Raw genomic sequence first — 11,637 nt, forward strand, 5'->3', positions numbered from 1 at the left:
TGTGCGAGACACCTGCGGGAAAAACGCGTGAGACCCCGCAGGCGCTAGCCGAGGAGACTCCACGACCGCCCGCGGAAAGCGAGTGCCTGGAGCGGAAATAAAAAAAACTGCAGGCAAACTCGCTTTTCTTTGAGTTTGTCTACAGTCTAAAGGGATGTCGATAAATCGACATCCCTTTTTTACACGTTTTATAGTTTTTCCAACTGGATGATACCTGCTGTATTTTGTTTCTGTAACCCTGTCTTCTGCAATTTCACTGCCGTTCCTTCAGGTAAGTTAGTGAATATAATAGGAGTGACCGTTGACGGAGCATTCCGTTTTATGAAATCTAAATCAATATCCAAAAGTGGCGTTCCTTTTGTTATCTTTTGGCCTTCATGCACAAGTGATGTAAAGCCTTCTCCATTTAATTTAACTGTATCTAAGCCAACATGGATCAGAATTTCCAGACCATTATTCATTTTCAAACCCAATGCATGGTTTGTCGGGAAGATACTAAGTACCTCTCCATCGATCGGTGAAACTAGTTTCCCATTGACCGGCTCGATAGCAAAGCCGTCGCCCATCATTTTCATCGCAAACACTTGATCAGGAACTTGTTCGATCGGTAAAACGGCTCCTTCAATTGGAAGGACAAAATCATTGGCGTCGATAGCTTGGTTTTCTTCCACTCCATCTTCAACTACTTGTGCATTTGGATCCACTTTCACTTGGATTGGATCGACCCCATTTTTAACAAGTTGTTTCATTGCATTTGCAACGAATTCAACATTCGTTCCAACAATGACTTGCACACTCGATTTATTTAATTTCATGACACCCCGCGCACCATGCCTTTTTAAGGCTGCCTCATTCACATTTCCTGAATCGGCCACTTCTAAACGTAAGCGTGTTGCACAGTTATCAATTATCTTTATATTCTCTTTACCGCCAAGATCTTGAATGAAAAGCGATCCCATATCAGTATATTTATCCCCTGTTTTCACAATCGTTTCTTCTTCCACAACTTCCTCATCGTCTTCACGGCCTGGTGTTTTTAAATCCATGATTTTGATGACAAAATAGAAAATCACGAAGTAAACGACCGCGTATACCAATCCAATCGGTATTAACCAAAGCGGTTTTTGCGCAATGCCGAAGTTCAAGAAATAATCAATGGCCCCTGCGGAGAATCCAAAACCATGATGGATATCCAATAGAACAGCGAGTGCCATAGAGACCCCGGTTAAAAGAGCATGTATTACATATAACACTGGGGCAATGAACATGAACAGAAATTCAATCGGTTCTGTGATTCCTGTTAAGAAAGAAGTGAAAGCTAGCCCAACAAGCATCCCCGTTACCAATTTACGTTTCTCCTTCTTAGCAGCTGCAATCATCGCTAATGCTGCAGCTGGAAGGCCAAACATCATGATTGGGAAAAAGCCAGTCATGAAGGGACCAGCTGTCGGGTCTCCTGCGAAGAAACGATTTATATCACCTGTCGCACCATTAAATTCACCAAAAACGAACCAAACCATACTATTCAGGACATGATGCAATCCTACTGGAAGCAATAAGCGATTCAATACGCCGAATACGCCGGCACCCAATGCCCCTGCACCTGTAATCCAATCTCCGACACTATTGATAACATCCTGGATCGGCGGCCAGACAAAGCCGAATATTCCCGCAAGTATTATCATCGCAAGCGAAGTGATGATCGGGACGAATCTTTTCCCTGAAAAGAATCCAAGCCATTCAGGGAGCCTTATATCGGAGTATCTATTATATAGAAGAGCTGCGACTATACCTGATATAATACCGCCTAAAACAGCCATGTCGATATCTTTATTAATTGCTTGCGTACCATTCGTTAAAACAAAGTAACCAACAAGTCCAGCTAATGCCGCTGCACCGCTACCGTCTTTAGATAATCCTATTGCAATACCTAAAGCGAATAGTAAGGCAAGATTATCAAAAATCGCTTTTCCCGCGGCCGCCATAAATGCTATATCAAGTAAATCCGGCTGACCTAAGCGAAGCAATATAGCCGCTGCTGGCAAAACAGCAATTGGCAGCATAAGAGCTTTACCAATCTTTTGTAAAAAATTCAACATCGAACTCATCTCCCTTGTTCCTAACTTCTTCTATTGATTTTGTTGAATGACAAGAAGTATAAAGCGTTTTCATTTTATTAATATAATAACTTTTCTTTGGATTATACTAGCATAGAAAACATATAGATGTCTATACCAATTTAGTAGAAAAATTTACTATATTCCTTAAATATAGCGGAAATAAGACATTTACGAACCTTATTAACAGCAACTGGTCTAGACAACCACTAATAAAAACGTTAAAATGAGGACAAAAATATATGAGACCAATTCATGACTCATTCATTAAGGTTTACTTCATAAAGGAGATTATGTATGAAAACATTCATTATTAACGATCTAATAGTTTATAGCGAAACGGAAACATACAAAAATGGGTACATTAAAGTTGTGGATGGAAAAATTGCCGAAGTAGGCCCCGTTAACCAATATAAGCATGAAGATGGTGTTGAAGTAATCAATCTTTCGCCTGATCATCAGGTCATTCCTGGTGCCATCGATGTTCATATTCACGGGGTATCGAATGCTGATGCAATGGATGCCACATACGAAGCATTATCTACTATGGCAATAACTCTTCCCAAAGAAGGAACAACCAGTTTTCTGGCCACTACAATGACTCAATCTACCGAAGCCATTGATTCAGCTCTTCTTAATGCAGGTAAATATATCGAAAATCAAACTCAAGAACATGCTGAAATAGTTGGGATTCATTTAGAAGGTCCTTTCATTTCACCAGTCCGTAAAGGAGCACAGCCTGAAGATCATATCGTTGATCCGGATGTCACTCTATTTAAAAGGTGGCAGGAAATGGCCCAAAATCAAATCAAGCTTGTAACGCTTGCTCCTGAACAACCAAACGGATTAGACCTTGCCGCTCACTTAAGGGGAACTGGCGTAGTCGCCTCCATTGGACATTCGGATGCAACATATGACCAAATAGATGAAGCAATCCAGGCTGGGACTACACACGTCACACATCTTTATAATGGGATGCGGGGACTCCATCACCGCGAGCCTGGTGTATTGGGCGCAGCTTATCTCCGAGACGAATTGTTTGTTGAACTTATTGCTGATGGCATTCACTGCCGACCTGAAATGGTGAAATTAGCTTATAACCAAATTACAAGTGACCGCATGATTTTGATTACGGACTCGCTTCGAGCCAAATGGCTTGAAAAGGGAACCTATGATTTAGGCGGTCAACCTGTGTATGTTAACGAAACGACAGCTACGCTTTCAAATGGAACACTAGCCGGCAGTATTTTGAAAATGAACGATGCCATTAAGAACACCATGCAATATACCGATTGTTCCATGATTGACATAATAAAAATGACGGCTGAAAATCCAGCCAAACAACTTCGGATTTTTGATAGAAAAGGCAGCATCCAAGTTGGTAAAGACGCCGACCTTGTTATCTTAAATGAACGATTGGACGTTGAAATGACGTTCTGCAGAGGAAATTTAGCTTTTAAAAAGGAGAATGCATAATGAATATCATTAAAGTACAAGACTACGCGGAAATGAGTCGGACAGCCGCAGAAATAGTGATCGGAAAAGTAAAAGGAAATCCGGATATCAAGCTGGGCTTGGCAACTGGCGGCACGCCTAAAGGTATGTACGATACGTTGATTGAAGACCACGTGCGTAATCATACTTCTTATGAACATGTAACATCTTTTAATCTTGATGAGTATATCGGTTTAAAACCCAATGATCCAAACAGTTACCATTATTATATGGATGACTCCTTATTCACTCACATCAATATAAATAAAGAGCGCACTCACCTACCAAATGGCACAGCTGATGACACTAATGGAGAATGTAAACGGTATGACGAAATGATTGATTCCACGGGAGGGATCGATCTTCAGATACTTGGTATTGGGCAGAATGGTCATATTGGTTTTAATGAACCTGGAACTTCTTTCACCTCGGGTACACATGTCGTGACACTTGAAGATTCAACACGCCAAGCCAATGCACGTTATTTCGACTCCATAGACGAAGTTCCGACACATGCTGTTACAATGGGCATTTCCACCATTATGAAAAGCAAAGAGATACTTCTATTAATATCCGGAGAGGAAAAAGCCGAAACCTTGAAGAAATTGATGGACGGTGATATTACAGAGGATTTCCCTGCATCTATCCTAAAAAAACATAATAATGTTACAATTATCGCAGACCAAAAAGCGTTATCCGGAGTGATAATACCCTAAAAGGAGCGAAAGTCGATGATTGATAAAAGCTCACCTCTTCCGATTTATGCTCAAATCGAAGAACAAATAAAAAGACAAATAGAAAATGGTGAGTTCCAGGCGCACAATGCCCTTCCATCTGAACGTGAATATGCAGAGCAATTCGAAATTAGCCGAATGACCGTCCGGCAAGCCATAAATAATTTGGTTAATGACGGATACTTATACCGTCAAAAAGGGAGGGGAACCTTTGTTGCCGATAAAAAGCTGGAGCAGCAGCTCAATGGTCTGACAAGCTTTACAGAGGATATGAAAGCCAGGGGCCTAAATCCGAGCAGTAAGCTACTGAGCTTTGAAATCATTCCGGCTAATAAGAAAATTGCCAGTGAATTGCACATTTCCCTTTATGCTCCCGTTTATGAAATAAAACGTATTCGGTTGGCCGATGATGTTCCAATGGCGCTCGAGACTGTGTATATGTCTGCGAATTTAATTAAAGGATTAACGGAAGAAATCATTAACCTTTCCCTTTATCAATATATAGAGAATTACGTTAAACTTAAAATGGACTATGCCACACAAACTTTGGAATCATCGATTGCTTCTGAATTGGAAGTCACCCATTTAGCGATTCCAAAGCACTCGCCCATATTATTCATTCAACGGAATACGTTCCTAATAGATGGAACCCCCCTTGAATATGTTAAATCAGCTTATCGTGCGGACAGGTATAAATTTACTATCACCATAACCAGATAACTTGAATTTTTTTGCCATCACTATAATCTTTTCTTGCTAAAGGTAATCGGAGGGTGTCATATATGAACTCATATTTTGAAGAAGTGCAGGCTTTACTTTCAACTGTGGTTGAACAGGAAAAGCATTCTATTAAGGAAGCTGTGAAACACATCTCAAAAGCAATATTGTCGGATGGAGTCATCCATTTATTTGGGAGCGGGCACTCTCATATTTTGACGGAAGAGGTATTCTACCGGTCAGGTGGGTTAGCGGCCATTCATCCTATTTTCGTAGAAGACTTGATGCTTTTTAAGGGAGCATCAAGGTCATCTCAACTTGAAAGGCAAAATGACCTATCTGAGAAATTCATGCTTGATGAGGATATCCGTCCTGGCGATGTCTGTATTGTCATTTCATCGTCTGGTGTGAATCCCGTTCCCATCGATGTCGCTATAATCGCAAAAGAAAAGGGCGCCTTTGTCATAGGACTAACATCACCGGAGTATGCAAACAGTTGTCCTTCACGGCATAAAAAGAAGCTTTATCTCCACGATGTCGTTGATTTGGTCATAGACAATCATATTTCAAAAGGTGATACATTGCTGAAATCAAACAATATATCATTTGGATCTGGATCGACTGTAACTGGAGCCGTCCTCCTGAATATGATTTTCACACAAGTCATTGAAGCGATTATTGAAACAGGGGTGACCCCTCCCGTATTCCTAAGCAGTAATATCGAAGGGGCAGATGAGCATAATCAACAGCTTATCGCGAAATATAAAACAAGAATTCCCCAATTGTGAATCATTTTTGCCATTAAGGAATACATAAAGTTTTTTATTCCGCATAAGGAAATCATTATGCAAAAGTAAAGAAGGCATCCACCCGGATGCCTTCTTTACTTTTAGAGGTACTCCCTTTTATTCCTTGTTTTTCAAAAAAGGCCACCAATTCGCGTTTCCAAACGTTGTAACCATCACTGGAATGAACAATGGCAATATGACAAACGCATATAAAGCAAGCCCAACCAATATTAAAGTGGCAATCTCCAAGAGCGAAAGAACTCCTGCTGGCATCATGGCAGCAAAGGTACCGCCCAGAATGACTGCAGCCGAGATGATCACCGTTCCCATTTTTCTCATGGATAGTAACATCGCTTCCTTGACAGGTTTATCTTTCATCTCGTTAAAGCGATCCATCAAGAAAATGCTATAGTCGATGCCCAGCGCAATCAAGATAACGAAAGCAAAGAAAGGAACGGCCCAGCCGATGCCTGCATAACCGAGAATATTTACAAAAATCAACTCTGTAATGGCTGCCGCTGTATAATATGTCAAAACAAGCGACACAATCAGGTAAATCGGCATGACCAGGGATCGCAGCATGAAAAAGAGAATGATTGCGATACCCGACAACATCAATACGACAGTACGTGAGAAATCCTCCTCAGACATCATGCTCAAATCATGATGTGTACTTGTGATTCCACCTATCGCCACCTGCGCATTTTCAAGCTTTGTATCTTTCGTTACTCTTTCTACCGTTTCCTCAATCGAATCGATTTGCTCGATTGCTTCATTAGAATATGGATTAGCTTTAAAGACAACATCCATTGTCATGACTTTACCGTCTTCGGATAAATACGCGTTCAGCGCTTCCCCAAATTCTTTACTTTCCACTACTTCTTTGGGAATGTACATACCAGTTACTGTCTTATCCGTTTTTGCAAGTCCTGATAAATAGCCCTGTGCATCCGAGAGGCCATCATGGACTTCATTCAGTCCATCCGCACTTTGATTCAAGCCATCCGTCAAATCAGTCAGTTGCCCGCCAAGGCTTGAAAAGCCATTTAGGAGTTCTTGCTGCCCATTATTTAAGCTCGTAAGTCCTCCTTTGAATTCTGATAGATTATTAATGACTTCACTCTGACCATTCGCCATCGTGCTTAAACCTTTTTGTAAATTATCTACACCTGAAATCAACTGGTTCAGCCCTCCCGCTAAAGAGATTTGACCATTTACGATGTCAGCCATATTTTTGTTCGCTGTATTCAAACCTCCGGATACTAACCCAAGATTTCTGTTGAGCTCGGAAAGGCCTGCTGACATGGGCACCAAACCACTCTGTGCCCCTTGTACCGTTTGCTTGATCGTTTGATAGGACGCGTCTGCCTGCAATTCTGGATAATTGCTTTCCATTTGCTCAAAGGATGGATTTAAACCAGCAAGGCTTTGCGATACGGCCGTCAGGTTAGTTTGTATCTCTTTGTATCCACCCGTAAGCTCATTTAGCCCATTAGCCGATTGTCGATAGCCTTCGAGGAGCTGTCCGCTTCCATCTGCAAGCTTCTCCAGGTTGGCCTTAACTTCATTCAGCCCCGATTTTATATCACCTGTCCCTGAAGAGCCGTCACGAATTCCTGCTTCTATGCTCGTTAACGCCTTCTCCACCTGACCTACTCCGCTCTTTAATTCATCGGTACCGGAAATGAGTCCCCCTATCCCGTCCGTCGCCTGCTTCAAGCGAGGTCCAGAGTCGGAAAGCTCACTGCCTGCGGTTTTTAAACCGTCACTGATTTGTTTAATTCCTTCATTTCCTTCCCCGATTCCCTTTTCCAACTTTTCGGCTTGTTTGGAGACAAATAAGTCCTTGATGGGCTCACCTGTCGGGCGGGTCATGGACCTGACTACATCGACTTCATCCACCTTGATGACTTCCTGGCTGATTTTTTCTGCAAGTGCGACATATTCTTCCGAATCCATACGTTCGTCATTTTTTATGACAATCTGTGTTGGCATCGATTGTCCCGGGCCGAATTCATCGGAAATGATATTGAATGCCATGATGGAAGGAACATCATCCCCCGCTTCCTCAAGGGAGTTATAAGAAATTTCCCCATCATACATAAACAAAAAAGGAACACAGATGATGGCAACGATTATTAGTGCCAACAATGGACGCTTCAAGGAGAAATTACCAAGATTCCCCCATAATTTACTTTCACTATGCGCAAGCTTCCCTTTTGCCGGCCAAAATAGTCTTTTGCCAAGAACCATCATGAAAAATGGTACGATCGTATATAGGGCAATCATTAAAATGAAAACCCCTATGGCAACGGCTGCAGCAGATTGATAGAGTTTAAAAGTAGAAAAACCAATTGCCGCAAAACCAATCATTACCGTGAGCCCACTAAAAAAGACCGTTTTACCAGCAGTTCGGTATGTCTCCACGATCGCTTCAAGTAAAGATTCCTGTGACGATAGTTCCTCTTTGAATCGACTAAGCAGTAGAATGCAATAATCGGTACCGATTCCAAATAAAATACCAACCAGGAATATTTGGGTATAAGACGAAATCGGAAAGTCCCATCTATCCACCAGGAATGAGACGATGGATTGTGAACATAAATAAGTGAAACCGACCGTGATTAACGGAATGATCGGTGTCACCACTGAACGGAAAACTATCAGCAATACTGCCAAAATGAAGACAACCGTAATGCCTTCCGTTTTTTTCAAACCTTCTTGGGAATTGGTATTAAGATCTTCATCGATCATCCAGCTGCTTGTGTAATAATGCTCGACATCCACTTGTTCCAATTCTTTATAAAGGGCATCGATCACTTCCTTAACTTCTCGGTCACCCTTTGCCATCCTGATGGATGCCAAGACCGTGGATTCATCTTCCGAGACCAACTGATCCTTAAGTGAGGGATCTTTAAAATGGGTCATGACCTCAGTTATGCCAAGCTCTGTTTTATTCTTCTCAAGCTTTTGGATGGCAAGGTCTATTTCCTTCAATTCCGAGGAAGATAATTTCTTACTACCATGAAATACGAGAGCTACCTGTGACTCGTCCTCATCCTGTATCTCTTTCATAAGCTCATTGGCCATTCCAGAGGAATATTCTGCCGGTACATCCAACTGCCCCTTATCCCGGACTAGCTCCGCCATATTCGGGGCCACAAACAATAAACCCGTTGTAATGGCCACCCAAAGGATAATGACTAACCATCTTCCCTTTATAATCCCCCTCATTTATATTTCCTCCTGTTCCCCATTCTTCATTTGAATGAAAATTTGTGAAAGCTTCTCATATGTATCAAGGAATTTAACAATCTCTTCATATTCAAATTTCGTCATGATTCTTTCCACCAAACAATGAATCTTATTTTCCGTTTCCTGTAACAATCCTTCACCCTCTTTGGAAAGCTTCAAGTGAAAGACCCTCCGGTCATCCAGGTCCTGTTCCCGTTCGATCAATCCTTTGCCTTCAAGCCTATTGATGTTGGAAGTGACGGCACTCTTATTTATATAAAAGGCATCACTGATTTCCGTCGAAGTGCATAAACGTTGTTGTTCGATGAACCGTAAAGTGTAGTATTGTTCGTTCGTCAGCACATCACAAATTTGATCTTTTATTAAAAGTTCCCCCATTTTATTAACATAGAAGGAAACTTTCATATATCGATCAATCAATCCAGAAACTTTTTCATTAGTCATTGTTACACCTCTTAAAATTAGTTCAGTCATTTAACTATATGTAGCTTACTACTGTTTTATTTATTGTGTCAATCCCATTACAGTTTATTATTTCCAGTTTAAATTATGGTAAATAAGGGAAAAACATATTAAGCAAACAATCTACTATTCTTAAGGAGGAAATATTAATGACACAATCGACTATCGAAACTCAAACGAATAGCAAACTATTAAAAGGAATTCTAATCGGAGGACTCGTTGGCGGGGCTTTGACATTACTTGACTCCAACACAAGGAATAAAGTAAAGCGGTCAGCCGTCCTATTAAAAGACAACTCCATGAATATGATTGAACAAGTTAAGGAAAACCCCGGAGAAATGAAGGAACAGATGGTGTCTGGAGTCAAAGGGGCAACAGAGACGATTAAAGAGGCAATCAATGACGCGGAAACCTTATATGAAACCGTCAATGAAGACGTGGTGGGAAAAGTATCCGAAGTAAAAGATATCTCCACTAACGCTCTTGGTACAGCTAAGGAAGCAACAAATGAATTAAAGGACATCAGTTCAAAAGTGGTCGTTGCCGGTAAACAACTGAAAGAAACGCCAGCACAATCAATGAATTCCGATCATCAAAAAAGTGAAAAAGAGAGCGATGAAATCGTTACAAAATCAGGATTATCCAATGAAAAATCCATTTCATCCAACTTCTAATATATAAAAAAGCTGAGGCATTATGCCCCAGCTTTAGTTTGTAAACAAAAGGGGGCCTGAAAATGCACCCTTCATCAAATGAAGTTCCCGAACCAATTGACCCAAAGTAACACCTTCAACTCCATAGGTATGGTTTCTGTCTAAATGTTATAACAAAGTTGATTGGAGCGGATGGTGCGAGACTCCTGCGGGAAAAGCGCGTCTAGGAGAGACCCCGCAGGCGCATGCCGAGGAGGCTCCCCGACCGCCCGCGGAAAGCGAGTGCCTGGAGCGGAAATCAAATTCCATTGTATAAGCCATAAAAAACAAAAGCTGAGGGATTATGCCCCAGCTTTTGTTTTTCCATCTATCATTTCACTTGATGATCCTAGTTAGAACCCTCTAATTTATTCGTTATCTCATGGTCTTTTTTTACTTCCGCTAACCAAACGGGATATTCCTCTTGTAATCTTTCAGAAAGAAGCGTTTCTTTAATGACTTCTTTACTGTCTTCTAAATTAGCTTTTTTTGCTTCCTTCTTACCTGTTACTTTTATGATATGGTACCCGTAATCGGATTTGACTGGATCACTCACTTTATCTATACCAAGATCAAAGGCAACATCTTCAAACTCGTCCACCATTTCACCTTTTCCAAAGTACCCTAAGCTTCCACCGTTATCGGCCGTTTCTGTATCTGTGGAATATTCCGCTGCCAATTTTGCGAAGTCGCCGCCGCCTGCAATTTCTTTCGCAACTTTTTCAGCTGTCTTTTCGTCTTTGACTAAAATATGACTAGCCTCCACTTGTTCCGCTTGATCAAATGTATCCTTATTATCTTCAAAATACGTACTGATTTCATCATCTGTCACGGTAATTCTCGGCTCGATCAGCTTTTTCGTTTGCAGATAAACAACGATGTCTTTTTTCAAGGCATCCATGGAAGAACCGCTTGCCTCCAATTGCTCTTTGAACGTTTTTTCATCACCATAGGATTCAACCATCGTATCGATTTCTTTCTGGATTTCTTCATCCTTTATTTTAATTCCTTCTTTTTCCGCTTCCAATTCAACCAATTTATTCGTAATTAAAAGTTCTAAAGTATCAGTTCCATACCCCGCAACAAGCGCGTCGTATAGTTCATCCTTATTGATTTTCTCGCCATCGATACTCGCCATTGTCTTATCCTTGGACGAAACCATAGCAAATACCATGATACCGGCAATGATTAAAATGCTCCCTGCCCAAATATATGCCTTCGTGCTTCTTAATAGTTTCATGAATGCTCTCCCTTAATTTTTCTATTATGATAGCTTGCAAATATTAATTAATCCTTAAGATTATAGATCCACCTGCCGTATGCACCAATTCAGTCATTATACTAACATACTTTACCCTCCGCTGATATTTAGATTATT

9 protein-coding genes are annotated in these 11,637 nt (G+C 41.0%); 5 read left to right on the forward strand and 4 right to left on the reverse strand.

The features are described from left to right. Nucleotides 1–188: 188 nt before the first annotated feature. A complete protein-coding gene (nagE, locus tag ACQKMH_RS26140) occupies nucleotides 189–2,099 on the reverse strand; it encodes an N-acetylglucosamine-specific PTS transporter subunit IIBC (protein ID WP_427590241.1) in 1,911 nt (636 codons plus the stop codon). 315 nt (nucleotides 2,100–2,414) lie between these two features. Here nagE and nagA point away from each other — a divergent pair, with 315 nt between their 5' ends. The 4 genes from nagA (at nucleotide 2,415) to ACQKMH_RS26160 (ending at nucleotide 5,850) form a co-directional block, all read left to right on the forward strand. Then, the gene (nagA, locus tag ACQKMH_RS26145; protein ID WP_427590242.1) at nucleotides 2,415–3,593 is read left to right on the forward strand and encodes an N-acetylglucosamine-6-phosphate deacetylase; all 1,179 of its coding nucleotides are present in this window, start codon (nucleotides 2,415–2,417) and stop codon (nucleotides 3,591–3,593) included. Further along, on the forward strand, nucleotides 3,593–4,327 hold the full coding sequence (gene nagB, locus ACQKMH_RS26150; RefSeq protein ID WP_427590243.1) for a glucosamine-6-phosphate deaminase: 735 nt from the start codon (nucleotides 3,593–3,595) through the stop codon (nucleotides 4,325–4,327). Before nagA ends, nagB begins: the two co-directional genes overlap by 1 nt. Nucleotides 4,328–4,342: 15 nt before the next feature. Beyond that, a complete protein-coding gene (locus tag ACQKMH_RS26155) occupies nucleotides 4,343–5,065 on the forward strand; it encodes a GntR family transcriptional regulator (RefSeq protein ID WP_427590244.1) in 723 nt (240 codons plus the stop codon). Nucleotides 5,066–5,127: 62 nt separating this feature from the next. Beyond that, complete coding sequence (locus ACQKMH_RS26160; RefSeq protein ID WP_427590245.1) at nucleotides 5,128–5,850, forward strand: SIS domain-containing protein; 723 nt, start codon at nucleotides 5,128–5,130, stop codon at nucleotides 5,848–5,850. Between the two features lie 117 nt (nucleotides 5,851–5,967). On the opposite strand, the gene ACQKMH_RS26165 is transcribed toward ACQKMH_RS26160, so the two are convergent. Both ACQKMH_RS26165 and ACQKMH_RS26170 read right to left on the reverse strand, forming a co-directional pair. Then, nucleotides 5,968–9,084 (reverse strand): MMPL family transporter, encoded by a 3,117-nt coding sequence (locus tag ACQKMH_RS26165; protein WP_427590246.1) that lies wholly within the window; start codon nucleotides 9,082–9,084, stop codon nucleotides 5,968–5,970. After that, complete coding sequence (locus tag ACQKMH_RS26170; RefSeq protein WP_427590247.1) at nucleotides 9,085–9,549, reverse strand: MarR family winged helix-turn-helix transcriptional regulator; 465 nt, start codon at nucleotides 9,547–9,549, stop codon at nucleotides 9,085–9,087. A gap of 167 nt (nucleotides 9,550–9,716) precedes the next feature. Between ACQKMH_RS26170 and ACQKMH_RS26175 the strand changes: the two genes are divergently transcribed. Further along, nucleotides 9,717–10,241: a YtxH domain-containing protein gene (locus ACQKMH_RS26175; RefSeq protein WP_427590249.1), complete on the forward strand. Its 525-nt coding sequence runs from the start codon at nucleotides 9,717–9,719 to the stop codon at nucleotides 10,239–10,241. 367 nt (nucleotides 10,242–10,608) lie between these two features. Here the strand turns inward: ACQKMH_RS26175 and ACQKMH_RS26180 are convergent, their stop codons facing one another. Beyond that, complete coding sequence (locus ACQKMH_RS26180; RefSeq protein ID WP_427590250.1) at nucleotides 10,609–11,499, reverse strand: foldase protein PrsA; 891 nt, start codon at nucleotides 11,497–11,499, stop codon at nucleotides 10,609–10,611. Between the last annotated feature and the right edge of the window lie 138 nt (nucleotides 11,500–11,637).

The organism is Peribacillus sp. NPDC097895 (assembly GCF_050277555.1).
Lineage (GTDB): Bacteria > Bacillota > Bacilli > Bacillales > DSM-1321 > Peribacillus.

Bases quoted from the DNA above. Each gene is read 5' to 3' on its own strand.
- nagE (WP_427590241.1), bottom strand. From the start codon at position 2,099: ATGTTGAATTTTTTACAAAAGATTGGTAAAGCTCTTATGCTGCCAATT.
- nagA (WP_427590242.1), top strand. From the start codon at position 2,415: ATGAAAACATTCATTATTAACGATCTAATAGTTTATAGCGAAACGGAA.
- nagB (WP_427590243.1), top strand. From the start codon at position 3,593: ATGAATATCATTAAAGTACAAGACTACGCGGAAATGAGTCGGACAGCC.
- ACQKMH_RS26155 (WP_427590244.1), top strand. From the start codon at position 4,343: ATGATTGATAAAAGCTCACCTCTTCCGATTTATGCTCAAATCGAAGAA.
- ACQKMH_RS26160 (WP_427590245.1), top strand. From the start codon at position 5,128: ATGAACTCATATTTTGAAGAAGTGCAGGCTTTACTTTCAACTGTGGTT.
- ACQKMH_RS26165 (WP_427590246.1), bottom strand. From the start codon at position 9,084: ATGAGGGGGATTATAAAGGGAAGATGGTTAGTCATTATCCTTTGGGTG.
- ACQKMH_RS26170 (WP_427590247.1), bottom strand. From the start codon at position 9,549: ATGACTAATGAAAAAGTTTCTGGATTGATTGATCGATATATGAAAGTT.
- ACQKMH_RS26175 (WP_427590249.1), top strand. From the start codon at position 9,717: ATGACACAATCGACTATCGAAACTCAAACGAATAGCAAACTATTAAAA.
- ACQKMH_RS26180 (WP_427590250.1), bottom strand. From the start codon at position 11,499: ATGAAACTATTAAGAAGCACGAAGGCATATATTTGGGCAGGGAGCATT.